This window comes from Aidingimonas halophila, assembly GCF_900106955.1.
Taxonomy (GTDB): Bacteria; Pseudomonadota; Gammaproteobacteria; order Pseudomonadales; family Halomonadaceae; genus Aidingimonas; species Aidingimonas halophila.
This window is the reverse complement of the sequence record NZ_FNNI01000001.1, coordinates 86,437-102,988: the sequence shown is the minus strand read 5'-3', so window position 1 is coordinate 102,988 and position 16,552 is coordinate 86,437. Positions and strand designations below refer to the sequence as shown.

The window sequence follows — 16,552 nt, the reverse complement described above, 5'->3', positions numbered from 1 at the left end:
CATGATGCATAGCCTTACCTGAGCTCATAAGGGCAGGAGACGACAGTGTTTCGTAGCAAACGAGGGAGTTACACGATCCGTCCCGAGTTAGGGCTGTTGATCGTGTTGCTATGGTGTCTGAGCGCAAGTACCGCTCTCGCTCAAGCTCAAGAGGAAGACTCGCCGCGTGTGGAGGTGTCCGCACTGGCCTGGATGTCCCCGTTGATGATGGAGACGGTCAATAGCGTCCGTTCGTTGGAAGCGTTCATCGAAGACGATATGCCGTTCCTGAATGATGAGCGACAAGCTCGCGTCAATGAACTTGAACATCAGTTGGAAACGACGGGCGTGACGCCGGCTCTCTACGAACGCTTATTGAGTGCCTGGCGCAGTGAGCTGGACTATGGCCGGGAAATGGATAGCTGGCGTGGACTGCTGGTAGGTGATGATCGACGCGAGGTGGAGTATCTGCGCATCGGCCGTATTGGTTTCTACTACCTGACACCGGACGGTAATGAAGGCGGCGTCTGGCAAGTGGAACAGGGGGATTGGAGATCTCTCGAGGATGATGATCTCGCCGAGTTGAAAAAGGCGATACAAGTCAGTCAGGAACGTCGTGCCCCTGAGCTGCTGACACTCCCTCTATCTGTCGATAATGATCCTGATGGCTATGCCGAACTGGGAACGGGGGCTGCTGAGCTACTGAATGCACCTGTCGATGAGGCTCTGTTCCAGGAGGATGAAACCGAAGCGATCCTGTCGGCGGCGGTCAGCGAAGCCGGCGACCTGCGTGACAGTTTGAATGATACCTGGGTGTTGCATGGCGGCATCGCCGGCTTGCCGCCACGCTTGGATGAAGCGCAGGTGCCCGACACTCGAAGTGCGGCCATGGTGTTGTCTTCCTTACGCGGCCTTGCCGAGGAAACCGGACGCATTCGGCATTTTGAAGCGGATGTGGTGGACAGTCGCGGTGCCATTGAATCTCGCGATGTCATCCGCCTGGGCGGAATCCAGGCGGTGGCAGGCGATGACTTGTTATCGATTGCTGAGCGAGATGTCGGTGAAGCGTCTGCCCGGTTACGGGTTGTCGAGGGCCTCCCTTCGGCTGCGCACGAGCAGATACGGGTGTACTCCGAAGGGCAGGGAAGCCGGATACCGATGGACCCCAGTGACGGGCGTGTGCTGGAAGCCTTGGCTCAACAACCCAGCCTGCTGGATCGTTTCCACCAGGGAGGCGTGGTTGGATACGTGATTGTCGGCCTTGGCGGATTGGGGTTATTGGTCGCTCTGGGACAATATCTGTACCTGCTCCGTGTCAGTCTGCTGTTACGGCGCCAACTGGGAAATCTCGATCGCTTGAGTCAGGACAATCCCCTGGGCCGCGTGCTGCGCCGTTTCTTTTCACTTGATGCAGGGCATGCGCCGGAAGCACTGGAAGCTCGTCTTGATGAAGCGTTGCTGGCGGAACAGCCGAAGCTCGAACGTGGCCAACCACTGGTCAAGTTGCTCGCAGCAGTCGCTCCATTGCTGGGGTTGTTGGGCACCGTCACGGGCATGATCGTGACGTTCCAGTCGATCACCGTGTATGGCACTGGCGATCCCCAACTGATGGCGGGTGGCATTAGCCAGGCATTGGTGACAACCGTGCTGGGTCTCATTACCGCCGTGCCACTGCTATTTGCACATACGGCCCTGTCGAGTCGCAGCCGGCGCTTGATCGGTATTCTCGAAGGCCGTGCCAGTGCCGTTCTTGCCAGCCGCCTGGAAACCATACGACAGGAATCGGAACATCGTAGCGATGCCCATGCCCTGGTCTGAGTGGAATGCCCCATTCGCGCCGTTGGCGAGATTGTTCGATGCTGGCGGGCCGGTACTTTGGCTGATAGCCATCGTTGCCGTTGTGCTCTTCAGTATGATCTTCGAGCGATGGTGGTATATACGCCTGACCCACCGTCGGGCGCGGCGTGCTCTGATCCGGCGATGGGTGGCTCGTACCGATCACACCAGTTGGAGTGCTTTGACGCTCCGTGAAGTCTGGACGAGCGAGCTGTTGGCTCGGCTACGTCGGCCCTTGCCATGGTTGAAATACCTGGTCGGTGTTTGTCCGTTGCTCGGATTATTGGGCACGGTGACCGGCATGATTACGGTATTCGATAGCCTGGCTGTCAGTGAGATCAGTCAAGCACGCGCCATGGCCGATGGGGTCGCCAGGGCAACGCTACCGACATTGACAGGCATGGCCGTTGCGGTATTGGGGCTGCTATTCGTCAGTCGGCTCGAACAGCTTATCCGTCGCGAAGACCAGCGGCTTCACGACCGCATGGCTCGTGCTGTGGAGGACGCACATGCGTAGACGCCGCTTGAACGGCCACGATGAAGATACCGGTGAAGTGAATCTTACACCGATGCTCGATGTGGTCTTTATCATGCTGATCTTCTTTATCGTGACGACTAGCTTCGTCAAGGAAAGCGGCATCGAAATCGACCGGCCGGAATCGTCGGAGGCGTCGCCGCGGCCTGAGGCGCAAGTGATGGTGGCCATCAATCCGGAAGGTGCCGTGTGGGTCGATGGCGAGGCGATCGATCAGCATCGTGTCGGTGAAAGGGTGGCGGATCTGGTCAGTGATGAAGGTAGTGTGGTGGTACAGGCGGATCGGGAAGCGACGACAGGCGTATTGGTCGAGGTCATGGATCGCCTACGTGAATCCGGTGTGGAAAACGTGGCAGTAGCGGCGAGTCGGGGAGCTAATTGATGCGTATCGTGGTCTCCGTTCTGGGAGGCGTGCTGCTCGCGATTCTGCTTTTCACACTTTTGGCATTGCTGGTGGCTCCTCCCGAAGAGGAGCGCGAAGAGATAGAGATCGCCAGGCCGATGAGTCTGGCAGCGGCACCGAAGACGGCCTCGGAGGAGAGCTCGGAATCCAGCGCGGAAGACACAGCCGATCCTCCGGAGGTGGAACCGGTCGATGAGGTGACGGAAGCCGCATCGTCTTCGGCTGTAGAGTCGTTTGAGATTCCACCGGAATTGGAAAGCCCGGTGGAGGTCGAAGAGCCCGAGCCAGAACCCGAGCCCGAACCAGAGCCAGAACCTGAACCAGAGCCTGAACCAGAGCCTGAACCAGAGCCTGAACCAGAGCCTGAACCCGAGCCAGAGCCAGAGCCAGAGCCAGAACCAGAACCAGAGCCTGAACCAGAGCCTGAACCCGAGCCTGAACCCGAGCCTGAACCCGAGCCAGAGCCTGAACCAGAGCCCGAACCAGAGCCCGAACCAGAGCCCGAACCAGAGCCCGAACCAGAGCCCGAACCAGAGCCCGAACCAGAGCCCGAGCCCGAGCCTGAACCCGAGCCGGAGTCAGAGAGTGTTGAATCGATGGATTCGGCCAGTGAGACCGATGCCCAGGACACCGGGGAGTCTTCACAAGGGGAATCGGCGTCGGATACCGAGGAGCAGGGTGTCGAGGAATCTCCTCAGCCGACCGAGCAAGTACCTCCCGAGTATCCGGCCAGAGCGCAACGTCGGGGTATCGAAGGGCATGTGGAAGTGCGCTTCACGATCAATCCCGATGGCAGTGTTGCTGCCGGCTCCATCGAGGTCGTGGATGAACAGCCCCGCAATGTATTCGATCGTGCGGCACGGGAGGCGATAGCCGATTGGCAGTTTTCGCCTGCCGATCAACCTCGGCAGGCGACCCAGCGCCTGGAATTCCAGTTGCGCTAGGCCGGAGGGGCATTAAAGAGTGAGATCGGTCCAGACCGGGGCATGATCGGAAGGTTTTTCCATTCCACGCAAGTCGTAGTCGATTCCTGCTTCGGTGATGGTGTCGGCAAGACACCGGGTCACCAGGATGTGATCGATCCGCAAACCGCGTTTTGGCTCTCTCTCAAAGCCTTTGGAGCGGTAATCGAACCAGCTGAAGCGGTCATTCACCTCAGGGTGGCATACCCGGTAACTGTCCATGAGCCCCCAGGCTTTTATCTTGCCCAGCCATCCCCGCTCTACCGGCTGGAAACTCGTCTTGCCCTCGCGTAACCAACGTTTACGGTTAGTCTCCCCGATACCGATATCAATATCTTCGGGTGAGATATTGAAGTCGCCCATCACGGCTAGATAGTCGTCAGGATGGTGAGCGTGCTCAAGAAGATTCGCCAGTTGTGCGTAGAAGCGTTCCTTGTGCGGAAATTTCACTGGATGCTCGATATTTTCCCCCTGAGGGAAGTAACCGTTCCAGACCGTGAGGACCTCACCATTGGCGAGATGAAACCGCGCCCCGATCATGCGGCGTTGAGCATCCCCTTCGTCATCGGGGAAACCGTGAAAAACGGACTCCGGCGCTTCGAGACTGAGGATCGCGACGCCATAATGCCCTTTCTGCCCATGGAAGTTCACATGGTAGCCCAATGCCTCGATAGCCTCCCTGGGAAAGTCGGCATCCTGGACCTTGGTCTCCTGTAGTCCGATCAGGAAAGGGCGGTGCTTGTCGATGAGGGCTTCGAGCTGATGAAGTCGGGCTCTCACTCCATTGATGTTAAAAGAGATCAGTCGCATCATTTGTCCTGGTTGTCACCGCCTTGGTTGCCTTTGTTATCATCATGATCCGGATGGATATCAAGTTGCTGCCCCTGATGCTGACGCGCCATCTTGCGCGCTGCCTGCAGCTTGCGTTGCTGGCGTTTTTTCTGGGTGAAACGCCGGGAAGAAGCGAGCTGGTCGGGATTGTCGTGACGCCACTTCTTGTAGTCTTTTCGTCGTCCGGTACGGATCTGCACCCTATCAGCTAGCGATCGCGTTTTCTTTTTCCGTGTCATTGTGTCATGACTCCTGATGTTGAATATGCCAAATATTATCAGTCTCCGGGTGGCTCGAGACAGCTTGATATGATTCCAGTCACTCCCGGACGGGCCCTTGCGGCAAAGGACTGGTACAATAGGGGCGTTTCGAACGATTCCGACGTCCAACCGGCACGTCACATCCACTGAATATGGTACAGAGTCACAGCATGAGTGAGTCGGACAAGACCCCGGCGCCAGCCCAGAATCCAGGCCAGAACCAGAACCGGAAACCCAAACGGCGGCGGCGTAAACCGCGTCGTTCTCAATCCAATTGGGATCTGCGCCAGTTTCAGGTGCCTGCCTTGGCCGGTAAGTGGCGGTTTCACGATTTTGATTTGCCTCTCCCCCTGATGAGAGCCATTCATGCTCTCGGGTTCGAGTATTGCACACCGATTCAGGCACAAGCGCTGACCCATACCCTGCTGGGCGGAGACGTGGTCGGAAAGGCGCAAACGGGGACAGGCAAGACGGCGGCGTTTCTGATCTCGATCCTTGCGTACTTTCTCGAGGAGGAGGCGCCTGACGGACAGAAGAGTGGTGCACCCCGTTCCCTGATCATTGCGCCGACCCGTGAATTGGCGCTCCAGATCGAGAAGGATGCCAAGGCCTTGGCACGCTTTACGTCCCTCAATGTCGCCAGCGTGGTTGGCGGTATGGACTATCAGAAGCAGCGCGACAATCTCGCCAAGAAACTGGATATCCTGGTTGCGACACCGGGGCGGTTATTGGATTTCCAGCAGAAACGTGATGTCGATCTGAGTGAAGTCGAGGTGTTGGTGCTCGACGAAGCCGACCGAATGCTCTCCATGGGCTTCATCCCCGACGTCAAACGGATCATTCGACATACGCCGAAAAAGGAGGAGCGCCAGACGTTCCTGTTTTCGGCGACTTTCACCCAGGATATTCTCGACCTGGCCAATCAATGGACGCATGAGGCAACGCATGTCGACATTGAAGTCACGGTGGAAAACCAGGCGGATATCGATCAGCGTGTCTATATGGTCAGTGATGATGACAAGCAGAAGCTGCTGGTCAATCTGCTGCAGCAAGAGCACTTCGATCGTGTGATGGTCTTCGGCAATCGCCGTGATCTGGTGCGCAAGCTCGAAGACCTGTTGCGCAAGGCGGGTATCAACGTCGCGATGCTGTCCGGTGACGTGCCTCAATCCAAGCGGATCAAGACACTGGAGCGTTTCCGGGAAGGTGAAATCCAGGTGCTGGTTGCCACCGACGTCGCGGGGCGTGGCATTCATATCGACGATGTCAGTCATGTGATCAATTATACGCTGCCCGAAGACCCTGAGGATTACGTGCACCGTATCGGACGAACGGGGCGTGCCGGCGCCAAAGGGGTATCGATTAGTTTCGTCGGCGAAGAGGACGCTTTCTCGTTACCCGAGATCGAGCGTTACATCGATGGCAAGCTGCCTTGCGAGCATCCGCCGGAAGGCGTTCTGTAACCGCGACTCCGGAATCCCTGCATGCTCGAAGAGGAACTCAAGGGCGAGATTCAGTCGGCATACCGCCGAGTACTCGAGGGTATGGAGCTGGTCCCGCGCTACGGTCAGCGTCTGATGATAGCGGAAATCGCCAGGACGCTGGCGGGGATAGAAACCGATGAGGCGGGGCGTCGGATTTCCGATGAGCATGTCTGTGTGCTCGAGGCGGGGACGGGAACAGGCAAAACGCTGGCTTACCTGTTGGCTGCGTTGCCCGTCGCTCAGGCGCGTGGAAAGCGATTGGTCGTTTCCAGTGCCACGATAGCGCTGCAGGAACAAGTGCTGTATCAAGACCTCCCGGCGTTACAGAAACACAGTGGTCTATCGTTCAAGTATGCCCTGGCCAAAGGGCGGGGTCGTTACCTGTGCGTCGCCAAGCTCGATAAGGCCCTTGATGGCGATGAACAGGATCAGACATTGTCCCTGTTCGAACGGGCATTGGAGACCGGTACCGGCGATCATTTTCAGGAACTCGCCAGGCAACTGGCCGATGCGTACGGTGACGGTTCCTGGGAGGGCGATCGTGACAGCTGGCCCTCGGCCATCGATGACGCCGACTGGAATCGCCTGACGACCGATCATCGCCAGTGTACCAACCGGCGTTGTGGTCATTTCAACGCGTGTGCCTTCTTCAGGGCACGCCGGGATCTGGACCAGGCGGATATCATTGTGGCCAACCATGATCTCGTGTTGTCCGATCTGGCGCTGGGAGGGGGCGTCGTTCTGCCGAAACCCTCCGAATGCATTTACGTATTCGATGAGGGGCACCATCTGCCGGAAAAAGCCGTCGATCATTTCACTCACCGTTTCGCCGTCAACGGGGCGTTACGCTGGCTGCGAACCCTGAAAAAATCACTCACTGACCTGCATACGTCTCTGGGAGCCCAGCCAACCCTGGCCAGGCTGTTAGGGCGCCTTCCCGAAGACATTGCCTCGCTTGAGCCGCGCTTGGGTGAAGCGTTTTCCATGGGACACCAAATAGCGGAGTTGCCTGACGGTGTGTCCGGCAACTCCCATGAGCAGAGTCAACACCACCGTTTCTCCCTGGGGCAGGTGCCGGGCCCTCTGCGTGAACATGCCGCCGGCCTGGCGACAGCCTTCGGCGAACTGGCACGCCACCTGGAAACCATGGCGGATATCCTGCGTGAAAGCCTGGATCCCGATAAACAGACCGGCTTGTCGAAGGAGCAGGCTGAACCTTGGCTACCTTTGATGTCGCTACTGCATGGACGAGCGTTGGAGGGTCACGACTTGTGGCGTGCGATGAGCGAGGAAGATGACCCCTCGGAACCCCCCAGGGCTCGTTGGCTGACCTTCGAGCGCGTGCAGGGCGACCCCGAACTGACGTTTTCGGCCAGCCCGGTTTCGGCAGCGCAAACGCTGGCGCGTACGCTGTGGGGAAGTTGTCATGGCGCGGTTGTGACGTCGGCGACTTTGACGGCGTTGGGGCGTTTTGAACGTATTCAGGAGCGTGCCGGTCTGGCAAATCGCTATCGCTATCAACGCTTGCCGAGTGCTTTCGATTACTCGCGGGCCGTGCTCAGTGTGCCGTTCGAGGCGGTGGATCCCGGTGAACGGGAGGTTCACGAACAAGCCATAATCGATTTCCTCTCGCGTCTCGACAAATCGGAAGCCGTGCTGGCACTGTTCTCCTCGCGTGCCCAGTTGCGTGCGGTGGAGAAAGCGCTTCCCAGCGCTATCGCCGAACGTGTCCTGACGCAGGATCGGCTACCCAAACGCGAGTTGATGGATCGTCACCGCAAACGGGTCGACGCCGGGCATGGGAGTATCATCTTCGGGTTGGCCAGTTTTGCCGAAGGTATCGATCTTCCCGGTGAATATCTGACTCACGTGATCATCACGCGGTTACCCTTTGCGGTGCCCGATGACCCTGTAGGGGCGACGTTGGCCGAATGGATCGAGCGTAACGGTGGCAACCCATTCATGCGGATTGCCGTTCCCGACGCCTCCATCAAGCTGGTTCAGGCGTGCGGACGGTTGATACGCAAGGAAAGCGATAGTGGGCGAATCACGCTGTTGGACAGACGCATCCTGACACGACGTTACGGTCGGGCATTGCTGGACTCTTTACCGCCGTTTCGACGTGAAATCGATGGTCAGTCGGTGGCATGAGTCACACTGTATCGGTCAATATCGAGGCTGGTTGATGACATCGGGCCCGGGTGGGCCCGTCATTCGTCATGGGTTGTGGCGGGACTGGAGCGTGGTTTTCAGCTTGTCGTTCATCTGCGTGAACGCCTGAACGGTAGTATCCCAGTCGATGCAGGCATCCGTAATCGAAACGCCATATGTCAGCTGGCTGCGATCCTCAGGAATGGACTGGTTACCCCAACCGATGTGTGATTCCACCATCAGGCCGATGATGGAGCGGTTGCCTTCCAGAATCTGGTTGGTGACGTTTTCCATCACCAGGGGTTGAAGTGCTGGATCCTTGTTGGAGTTGGCATGCGAGCAATCGACCATGAGGTTCGGCTGGATACCGCTTTTTTTGAGCTCCTGTTCGGCGAGAGCGACACTCACGCTATCGTAGTTGGGTTTGCCATTACCTCCGCGTAGCACGACATGCCCGTATGAGTTGCCACGCGTGCGAATGATGGCGACCTGTCCAGCCTGATCGATGCCGAGGAAGTTGTGAGGATGCGCAACAGACTTGAGGGCATTGACCGCGACATCGAGGCTGCCGTCGGTGCCATTCTTGAAACCAACAGGCGAGGAGAGACCCGACGCCATTTCACGGTGAGTCTGGGATTCGGTCGTGCGGGCGCCGATGGCGGACCAGCTGATGCAGTCCTGCAAGTATTGTGGGGATATCGGGTCCAGTGCCTCGGTGGCCAGGGGGAGTCCCATTTCGGCGAGTTCGACCAGCAGCCGGCGAGCGGTACGGAGTCCCTCCTCGATCTCGAAGGAGCCGTTGAGATGGGGGTCGTTGATCAATCCTTTCCAGCCAACTGTAGTGCGGGGCTTTTCGAAATAGACACGCATCACGATGTAGAGGCTGTCCTTGACTTCGTCGGCCAATCGCCGAAGTCGGCGTGCGTAATCGAGGGCAGCATCGACATCGTGGATGGAGCAAGGCCCGACCACGACCAGCAGACGGGGGTCGTCGTGATCAAGAATCCGCTGAATCGTTTTGCGCCCTTCGATGACAGTGTTTTCGGCCGCGTCGGTAAGGGGGATTTCCTGTTTCAATGCATCAGGTGTCACAAGGACATCCTGGGCAAGAACATTGAGGTTATTGACTTGCTGCTGAGACATGGCGCTACCTGTGAGGAAAAAATGACATCTTGTGCAGTCGAGTAGTGTCTACTATGGCGCTTCAAGGGGAAAAAAATCAATCTCATAGTGGAACTCAACGGCCTGAATACGGTCACAGCGGACCGTTGACGTTACAACAACCGGCTTGATGGAATGCAAAGAAACAGGAACACTGATGGGATACCTCCATCCCTATACGCCACAGGCTTCCAGGTTGATATGCAAAATACCTTGTTTCGTCTTGACAGGTCGGCCCCGTTTCCCGAGCCACTGTTGCCCTTTCCTCGTCTCGGGAGGAATTGAATGAGTGCGAGGGAGACCGATCAGCAACTTGTCGAACGTGCTCAGCAGGGCGATAACCGGGCTTTCGATCTATTGGTCAAGAAATATCAGCACAAGATCATTGCCCTGGTGGGGCGTTACGTCCATGACCCCTCGGAAGTCAACGATGTGACCCAGGAAGCATTCATCAAGGCTTACCGGGCACTGGGCAAGTTTCGTTCGGAAAGTGCTTTTTACACCTGGATGTACCGCATTGCGATCAATACAGCCAAGAACCACCTGGTATCTCGCGGACGTCGGCCGCCAGGCAGCGATCTGGATATTGTCGATGCCGAAGTGGTCGACCATAGTGGCCGGTTATCGGACCTGGAAACACCGGAATCCGCCATTGCTCGAGATCAACTGGAGTCGGCTGTATTTGAAGCCATCGAGCAACTGCCGGAGGATTTGCGTACGGCTATCACGCTACGTGAACTCGATGGCTTGTCTTACGAGGATATAGCTCAGATCATGCAGTGCCCTGTCGGCACTGTGAGATCCAGGATATTTCGTGCTCGTGAGGCCGTCGATAAATATATACAGCCACTGCTGTCGTCGACTCGTTCACGCGACATGATTCATGAATAGCCGCATTTTATCCCGGGCGAATGGGATCGGATGCCCAGCGATACAATAGTTTTTGCAATGTGACTGAACTGTTGTCCGATGAAAGCGTCAGAGGAAATGACTGTTTTGGATATGACCGAGAGCTGCGATGCAATTTCGACGGGTATCGTGGCTTCGATTAGCGACGATGGATGTCTGATGATGGGTTTTTCAGGCATTGCGACCTGGCGAGTGTGAGGATGTGAGTAATGAAGCATAGTGCACTGGAGTCGTTGTCTGCATTGATGGACAATGAGGGAGATGAACTCGAGTTGCGTCGTGTTCTGAAGACGTTGGAGGATGCTCCCGACGACGCGGAACACTGGCGACGTTACCACTTGGCTCGTAGCCTCATGCAGCGTGACCGCGAAGTGGATGTTTCAACGGACCTTTCCGCAGGCATCATGGCGAAAATCGCCGAAGAGCCTGTCCCCAAGCCCGACAAAGCCGACACGCGTCGCTCAGGGCACTTCTCCTTTGCCAGTAGTGCCGCCATTGCTGCCGCCGTGTCATTGATGGTCATTACCGGCGTTCAATATTACAACTCGTCATTCGATACCTCGTCCGATGGCGGCGAGTCCAGTATGGCCAGCAATGCCGGGAGTTCAGTCGAGGCTGAAAGTCGTGGGGGAGGCGGTGCCCAACCCGCGGCCATGGGAACGAGTGGTGGCGGCACGTCTCAAGGCAGTATCGGTTCGCAAAGATCACTTGCCGAGTTGCCGCTGTTCCAATCACCGGGAACCAATCAAAGTGTCATGACCGTGGGGGCCGCCTCCGAGATGCCGATGTTCATGGCGCCTAATGCAAGCGAACTTCAGGGGGGAGAGCAGGAGCAGGCCCGTTTGCTGCAATCCTACCTGGATAAGCATGCCGAGGGATCGGCCTACCGCAGTGGTGACGCCTGGATGCCACTGCTTCGTGGATCGAGTGGTGAGCCTCTGGGGCAGCGTTGATGCGGCGCAGAATGCTGATTGGCAGGACATGGGTTGTAGGGGTGTTGGGTGCCGCCTTGCCGATGTTCGCGTTGGCAGCCGGCACGTTGAGTGATGCCTGGGACGATGAAGGTTTCAACTGCCGCGTTTTGGAAGATCAGGCATCCCCGGAAACGGCTGAAGGATGGTACGAACGCAGTCTGTGGGCCAATCATTGTTACATCATGCAGGCCAGAGCCGTTCGAATCAGCAATGACGGTGTCAGGACCTTGGCACTGTCTCATGATATTAAAGAGGGCGTGGAACGCGAAGTCGCCCGTTTCCTCGATGGTCCTCGGTGGGTCTACGAGCGCCGTGGACGCATCGGACGTTCCGGTTGGGCCGAGCCGGGGCAATCAGTACCTGCCTCACCCTCAGCGATGATGGAACAAGTCAGCGAGCACTATGAATTGAGCCTCGGTGAAGAGGAGCGTATTGCTGGCCGCAAGACCGTGAGGCTGGATATCGAGCCGCTGGATAGCATGCGATATGGCCACCGCTTGTGGCTGGATAAGGCGACCGGATTGCCTTTGAAACAGATGCTGGTGCGTCATGATGGAAGAGTATTGGAAACGTTTCAGATGACCGATCTGGAACGGCCCGAGCTCTACGATGGCCGTATCATGCTCGACGATCTACGTCCCCCTCCCGAAACCGATTGGGAGCCGGCTTGGCTTCCTGATGGTTATGCTGTTCAGCCGATAATCCTATCCGATGACTCACAGGAAGACGGTGGCGGACATCGCTTGTTCAGTGATGGTCTGTCGACACTGAGCGTCTTCGTCGAGCCGTTGCAGGAGGGGGATGACTCTCTGGCGCCCGGCATGCATCGCTTGGGCATTTCGTATGCGGCGGTTCGTCATGTCGAACTCGATGGAGGCACGATGCAGGTTATCGCTCTCGGCGAGCTCCCTCCGCGAGTACTACTCAAGGTGGCCGAGCAGATAAACTGGCCATCGGCGTCAGAGGATGATGATGCCAGCTGATGAACGCTATGGGGCACATTCTGCCATGAAGGGGCAAGGTGAGTTGGCCGACAATAACTGGCTGACTGAATCCGGCCGAGTCGTTACTTCATTTCCCGGTGGGGCCTGGGTGGCAGTGGCACCAACCAGCGCGTGCCAAGGCTGTCGGTCACGGCAGGGGTGTGGCGGCGGTTGGTTGCTGGCGTGGCGGCAGCGAGAACGTGTCGTTCCCATTGCATCCGATCGAGGTTTGCATGCCGGCGATCGGGTACGAATCGGTGTCCGGGTTGAGAATATTCTGTATGGGACCTTGCTCGTCTATGGGCTGCCCTTGCTGATGGCACTATCAGCCGGTGGAGCGGCAGACGTCGGAGGACTGCCGCTGGATGCTCCCGTCGCGTTCGGGATCGGCCTGTTGTCCGGGTTCGGGACGTCATGGTGGTTGACGCGCCGTTGGATCGGTGTTTCCCGACCTCTATTGATAGAGGTATTGGCGAATAACGAGAACGATGATGCTTGTGGTACCCGCTTGATGCGTATCGATTGCGTGAGCAAGGGAGATACACGTTAAACCTATGAGCTATCGCAGGAGTTCCCATGGAACGCAAAGCTACTAGACATCTATTACTCGGCGCATGGCTGTTGGTCATGCTGTTTGCCTGGCAAACCGTTCAGGCCCGAGATTTACCTGACTTCACGGATCTGGTCGAGGATGCCGCGCCAGGGGTGGTCAACATTTCCACGACACGAACTGTCTCGTCGCCGAGTACGCAGTTTCAGGGACCTGGCGGCCAGGATATTCCTGAAATCTTCCGCCGCTTCTTCGGCGATCAATTCCCCATGCCGCCGGGTGGCGACGGAGGCCGGGAGCAACAGCGTCAGTCGTTGGGTTCCGGCTTCGTCATCAGTGAGGATGGATACATACTGACCAATTCTCATGTCGTAAAGGATGCCGATGAAATTGTGGTCAGTCTCAATGACCGCCGTGAACTCGAAGCCGAACTTGTCGGTGCCGATTCGAAAACCGATGTCGCGCTGCTAAAGGTCGAGGATGACGAGCCATTGCCGGTACTCGACATCGGGGATTCCGAGGAACTTCAGGTCGGTGAATGGGTGGCGGCTATCGGTTCGCCGTTCGGTTTCGATCATTCGGTGACAGCCGGCATCGTCAGTGCGATCAACCGTACCTTGCCTAGCGACGCCTATGTGCCGTTTATCCAGACCGATGTGGCCATCAATCCAGGTAACTCGGGTGGCCCGTTATTCAATCTGGATGGTGAAGTCGTCGGTATCAACTCGCAGATATTTACACGCAGCGGTGGCTTCATGGGCTTGTCGTTCGCCATCCCCATCGATGTTGCCATGGATATCGCTGATCAGCTTCGCGAAGATGGACGCGTGAGTCGTGGCTGGTTGGGTGTCGTGATCCAGCCGGTTTCCAAAGATCTTGCCGAATCCTTTGACATGGATAGTCCCAGCGGTGCGTTGGTTGCTGATCTCGATCCTGATGGTCCCGCTGCAGACAGTGGCCTGCGTGCAGGGGATGTGATTCTCGAGGTTGACGGTGAGGAAGTCGAAACCTCCAACAAGTTGCCGCGTTTGATCGGTCGCGTCTCGCCGGGAACAGAAGTGGAGTTGACCCTGATGCGTGATGGCGAGCGTCTCACCGAGGACGTCACCATTGGCGACTGGCCGGAGAGCGAAGAGAGCGGGAGTTTCCCGGGACAGTCCGGTAGTGACAGCCAGGCCCGCATCGGTATCTCCGTGAGCCAACTGGATCCGCGCCAGCAGGAACAACTGGATATCGACGGTGGTGTTCAGGTGCGTAATGTCGAATCCGGTGGAGCCGCCGCTGAGGCCGGGATTCGTCCTGGAGACATCATCGTGTCAGTGGACCATCAGGCGATTGATTCGCCTCGCCGGTTGGCTGAAGTGATCGGTGAAGTAGAGTCTGATCGTGCGGTGCCCGTCAGGCTGTATCGTGATGGACGTTCCCTGTTTGTGGCACTGCGATTGGGAAGTGAGTGAAGCTTGCGCGCTTCTCTCTTGACTCCCTACGCATTCGGGGCCGGTAACGGCCCCGAATTTTCGCTGGGTGCATGATGCGTTTCCGGAAACCGTTGTGGTACGACAAGCCGTTGTGTGATTCATGATTGATGGTCGCTGTTCCTGCCAAGCGCATGCCGGTACAATGCGTTCAATCAATTTCTCGCGCACTGGGAGACGACACAGCACGGCCTATATTCAAGAGTGCGTACACAACCCGGATCATATTGCATGAGCAGCACCGAACATCGTAAAGAAATCAACCATATACGAAATTTTTCCATCATCGCCCACATCGATCATGGCAAGTCGACCCTGTCCGATCGCATCATCCAGATTTGCGGTGGATTGAGCGATAGAGAGCTCAAGGAACAGGTGCTTGACTCAATGGATCTGGAGCGTGAGCGGGGGATCACCATCAAGGCGCAGTCGGTGACATTGGATTATCAGGCCGATGATGGTACGACCTACCAACTCAACTTCATCGATACTCCGGGGCATGTCGACTTTTCTTATGAGGTGTCGCGTTCACTCTATGCTTGCGAGGGTGCACTATTGGTGGTCGATGCCGCTCAAGGGGTCGAGGCACAATCGGTTGCCAATTGTTATACCGCTGTGGAGCAGGGGCTGGAAGTATTACCAGTACTCAACAAGATAGACCTTCCCCAGGCGGATCCCGATCGAGTGGCACAGGAGATCGAAGAGGTGATTGGCCTCGATGCCACGGACGCTTGTCGTGTATCGGCAAAGAACGGGCTGGGTATGGACGTCTTGCTGGAACGTCTGGTGCGCGACATCCCGCCCCCCAAAGGGGATGTGCAAGCTCCGCTACAAGCGCTGATCGTCGATTCCTGGTTTGATAATTACCTCGGCGTCGTGTCGTTGGTCCGTTTGTTTGACGGAACCCTCAAGAAGGGCGACAAGATCCGAATCAAGTCCACCGGACGTGATTGGCAAGCGAACGATATCGGTATCTTCACGCCACTGCGACGTGAGACCGGTATACTGCGGGCTGGTGAGGTCGGTTATATCGTGGCGGGTATCAAGGATATCCATGGCGCACCGGTCGGCGATACGATCACACATGCCAAGACGCCGGATATTCCCCGGCTGCCTGGTTTCCAGAAGGTGAAACCGCAGGTCTATGCCGGCATGTTCCCGATCAATTCCGATGATTACGAAGACTTCCGGGATGCGCTCGAGAAGCTGGCGCTGAACGACGCATCTCTGGATTATGAACCGGAAAACTCTGATGCACTGGGTTTCGGTTTTCGTGTCGGCTTCCTGGGCACGCTGCACATGGAGATCGTGCAGGAGCGGCTAGAGCGGGAATACGATCTCGAACTGCTGACGACGGCGCCCACCGTCATCTATGAGCTGTTGATGAATGACGGCGAAGTCATCTATGTATCCAACCCGTCAAAACTCCCGGACTTGGCCAGTGTCGAAACCATGAGCGAGCCCGTGGTAAGAGCCAGCATCCTGGTGCCTCAGGATTTCGTCGGTAACGTGCTGGCCGAATGCGAGCAGCGCCGTGGGACGCAATTGGACATGCAGTTCCTGGGCAATCAGATTCAGCTCACCTATGAGTTGCCGATGAGTGAGGTGGTCATGGATTTCTTCGATCGTTTGAAATCCCTGTCCAAAGGGTATGCCTCGCTCGACTACAACTTCGAACGCTTCGAAGTGGCCAATCTCGTGAGGTTGGATGTGTTGATCAACGGAGATCGCGTTGATGCCCTCGCCGCGATCGTCCATCGAGACCAGGCGCATGGTCGTGGACGGGCGCTTGTCGAGAAGATGAAGGAGTTGATCCCCCGCCAGATGTTTGACGTGGCCATTCAGGCAGCGGTTGGTAATCAAGTGGTGGCACGATCGACGGTCAAGGCATTACGCAAGAACGTGACCGCCAAGTGCTATGGTGGCGATGTCACGCGCAAGAAAAAACTGCTGGAGAAGCAAAAAGCCGGCAAGAAGCGCATGAAGCAGGTCGGTAAGGTGGAAATTCCGCAGGATGCCTTCCTTGCTGCACTCAAGGTTAACGATTAGGACGAGACTA

15 protein-coding genes are annotated in these 16,552 nt (G+C 57.1%); 12 read left to right on the top strand and 3 right to left on the bottom strand.

Annotated features, from left to right (window positions below; genetic code table 11):
- Nucleotides 1–45: 45 nt before the first annotated feature.
- From BLW01_RS00485 to BLW01_RS00470, 4 genes are read left to right on the top strand one after another with little or no spacing between them, the layout of a single operon-like run.
- Nucleotides 46–1,797 carry a DUF3450 family protein gene (locus BLW01_RS00485; protein ID WP_229806345.1) on the top strand — a complete coding sequence of 584 codons (1,752 nt, stop codon included), beginning with the start codon at nucleotides 46–48 and terminating at the stop codon, nucleotides 1,795–1,797.
- Nucleotides 1,778–2,332 (top strand): MotA/TolQ/ExbB proton channel family protein, encoded by a 555-nt coding sequence (locus BLW01_RS00480; protein WP_092567538.1) that lies wholly within the window; start codon nucleotides 1,778–1,780, stop codon nucleotides 2,330–2,332. Before BLW01_RS00485 ends, BLW01_RS00480 begins: the two co-directional genes overlap by 20 nt.
- The gene (locus BLW01_RS00475) at nucleotides 2,325–2,732 is read left to right on the top strand and encodes an ExbD/TolR family protein (protein ID WP_092567537.1); all 408 of its coding nucleotides are present in this window, start codon (nucleotides 2,325–2,327) and stop codon (nucleotides 2,730–2,732) included. Before BLW01_RS00480 ends, BLW01_RS00475 begins: the two co-directional genes overlap by 8 nt.
- Nucleotides 2,732–3,697: an energy transducer TonB gene (locus BLW01_RS00470; protein ID WP_092567536.1), complete on the top strand. Its 966-nt coding sequence runs from the start codon at nucleotides 2,732–2,734 to the stop codon at nucleotides 3,695–3,697. The genes BLW01_RS00475 and BLW01_RS00470 overlap by 1 nt, the downstream gene beginning before the upstream one ends.
- Before the next feature lie 12 nt (nucleotides 3,698–3,709).
- On the opposite strand, the gene xthA is transcribed toward BLW01_RS00470, so the two are convergent.
- Both xthA and BLW01_RS00460 read right to left on the bottom strand, forming a co-directional pair.
- Nucleotides 3,710–4,525, bottom strand: coding sequence for an exodeoxyribonuclease III (gene xthA, locus BLW01_RS00465; RefSeq protein WP_092567535.1), 816 nt, complete (start codon nucleotides 4,523–4,525; stop codon nucleotides 3,710–3,712).
- A complete protein-coding gene (locus BLW01_RS00460) occupies nucleotides 4,525–4,785 on the bottom strand; it encodes a hypothetical protein (RefSeq protein WP_092567534.1) in 261 nt (86 codons plus the stop codon). Before BLW01_RS00460 ends, xthA begins: the two co-directional genes overlap by 1 nt.
- Nucleotides 4,786–4,976: 191 nt before the next feature.
- Between BLW01_RS00460 and rhlB the strand changes: the two genes are divergently transcribed.
- Both rhlB and dinG read left to right on the top strand, forming a co-directional pair.
- On the top strand, nucleotides 4,977–6,269 hold the full coding sequence (rhlB, locus tag BLW01_RS00455) for an ATP-dependent RNA helicase RhlB (protein ID WP_092567533.1): 1,293 nt from the start codon (nucleotides 4,977–4,979) through the stop codon (nucleotides 6,267–6,269).
- Between the two features lie 21 nt (nucleotides 6,270–6,290).
- Nucleotides 6,291–8,441 (top strand): ATP-dependent DNA helicase DinG, encoded by a 2,151-nt coding sequence (gene dinG / locus BLW01_RS00450; RefSeq protein ID WP_092567532.1) that lies wholly within the window; start codon nucleotides 6,291–6,293, stop codon nucleotides 8,439–8,441.
- Nucleotides 8,442–8,507: 66 nt separating this feature from the next.
- Here the strand turns inward: dinG and BLW01_RS00445 are convergent, their stop codons facing one another.
- On the bottom strand, nucleotides 8,508–9,584 hold the full coding sequence (locus BLW01_RS00445; protein ID WP_092567531.1) for a 3-deoxy-7-phosphoheptulonate synthase: 1,077 nt from the start codon (nucleotides 9,582–9,584) through the stop codon (nucleotides 8,508–8,510).
- Between the two features lie 303 nt (nucleotides 9,585–9,887).
- Between BLW01_RS00445 and rpoE the strand changes: the two genes are divergently transcribed.
- From rpoE to lepA, 6 genes are all read left to right on the top strand, one after another.
- Nucleotides 9,888–10,493 carry an RNA polymerase sigma factor RpoE gene (rpoE, locus tag BLW01_RS00440; RefSeq protein WP_092567530.1) on the top strand — a complete coding sequence of 202 codons (606 nt, stop codon included), beginning with the start codon at nucleotides 9,888–9,890 and terminating at the stop codon, nucleotides 10,491–10,493.
- Between the two features lie 227 nt (nucleotides 10,494–10,720).
- On the top strand, nucleotides 10,721–11,464 hold the full coding sequence (locus BLW01_RS00435; protein WP_092567529.1) for a sigma-E factor negative regulatory protein: 744 nt from the start codon (nucleotides 10,721–10,723) through the stop codon (nucleotides 11,462–11,464).
- Nucleotides 11,464–12,468, top strand: a complete 1,005-nt coding sequence (locus BLW01_RS00430) for a MucB/RseB C-terminal domain-containing protein (RefSeq protein WP_092567528.1) — start codon at nucleotides 11,464–11,466, stop codon at nucleotides 12,466–12,468. The genes BLW01_RS00435 and BLW01_RS00430 overlap by 1 nt, the downstream gene beginning before the upstream one ends.
- Nucleotides 12,458–13,018, top strand: a complete 561-nt coding sequence (locus BLW01_RS00425; RefSeq protein ID WP_175529728.1) for a SoxR reducing system RseC family protein — start codon at nucleotides 12,458–12,460, stop codon at nucleotides 13,016–13,018. Before BLW01_RS00430 ends, BLW01_RS00425 begins: the two co-directional genes overlap by 11 nt.
- 26 nt (nucleotides 13,019–13,044) lie before the next feature.
- Complete coding sequence (locus tag BLW01_RS00420; RefSeq protein ID WP_092567523.1) at nucleotides 13,045–14,475, top strand: DegQ family serine endoprotease; 1,431 nt, start codon at nucleotides 13,045–13,047, stop codon at nucleotides 14,473–14,475.
- A gap of 249 nt (nucleotides 14,476–14,724) precedes the next feature.
- The gene (lepA, locus tag BLW01_RS00415; protein ID WP_092567522.1) at nucleotides 14,725–16,542 is read left to right on the top strand and encodes a translation elongation factor 4; all 1,818 of its coding nucleotides are present in this window, start codon (nucleotides 14,725–14,727) and stop codon (nucleotides 16,540–16,542) included.
- The last annotated feature ends 10 nt before the right edge of the window (nucleotides 16,543–16,552 follow it).

What these genes read in the sequence shown, in the direction of transcription:
- BLW01_RS00445 (WP_092567531.1), bottom strand. Translation starts at nt 9,584, where the DNA reads ATGTCTCAGCAGCAAGTCAATAACCTCAATGTTCTTGCCCAGGATGTC.
- BLW01_RS00420 (WP_092567523.1), top strand. Translation starts at nt 13,045, where the DNA reads ATGGAACGCAAAGCTACTAGACATCTATTACTCGGCGCATGGCTGTTG.
- xthA (WP_092567535.1), bottom strand. Translation starts at nt 4,525, where the DNA reads ATGCGACTGATCTCTTTTAACATCAATGGAGTGAGAGCCCGACTTCAT.
- BLW01_RS00460 (WP_092567534.1), bottom strand. Translation starts at nt 4,785, where the DNA reads ATGACACGGAAAAAGAAAACGCGATCGCTAGCTGATAGGGTGCAGATC.
- BLW01_RS00480 (WP_092567538.1), top strand. Translation starts at nt 1,778, where the DNA reads ATGCCCATGCCCTGGTCTGAGTGGAATGCCCCATTCGCGCCGTTGGCG.
- rhlB (WP_092567533.1), top strand. Translation starts at nt 4,977, where the DNA reads ATGAGTGAGTCGGACAAGACCCCGGCGCCAGCCCAGAATCCAGGCCAG.
- rpoE (WP_092567530.1), top strand. Translation starts at nt 9,888, where the DNA reads ATGAGTGCGAGGGAGACCGATCAGCAACTTGTCGAACGTGCTCAGCAG.
- lepA (WP_092567522.1), top strand. Translation starts at nt 14,725, where the DNA reads ATGAGCAGCACCGAACATCGTAAAGAAATCAACCATATACGAAATTTT.
- BLW01_RS00425 (WP_175529728.1), top strand. Translation starts at nt 12,458, where the DNA reads ATGCCAGCTGATGAACGCTATGGGGCACATTCTGCCATGAAGGGGCAA.
- BLW01_RS00430 (WP_092567528.1), top strand. Translation starts at nt 11,464, where the DNA reads ATGCGGCGCAGAATGCTGATTGGCAGGACATGGGTTGTAGGGGTGTTG.
- BLW01_RS00475 (WP_092567537.1), top strand. Translation starts at nt 2,325, where the DNA reads ATGCGTAGACGCCGCTTGAACGGCCACGATGAAGATACCGGTGAAGTG.
- BLW01_RS00470 (WP_092567536.1), top strand. Translation starts at nt 2,732, where the DNA reads ATGCGTATCGTGGTCTCCGTTCTGGGAGGCGTGCTGCTCGCGATTCTG.
- dinG (WP_092567532.1), top strand. Translation starts at nt 6,291, where the DNA reads ATGCTCGAAGAGGAACTCAAGGGCGAGATTCAGTCGGCATACCGCCGA.
- BLW01_RS00435 (WP_092567529.1), top strand. Translation starts at nt 10,721, where the DNA reads ATGAAGCATAGTGCACTGGAGTCGTTGTCTGCATTGATGGACAATGAG.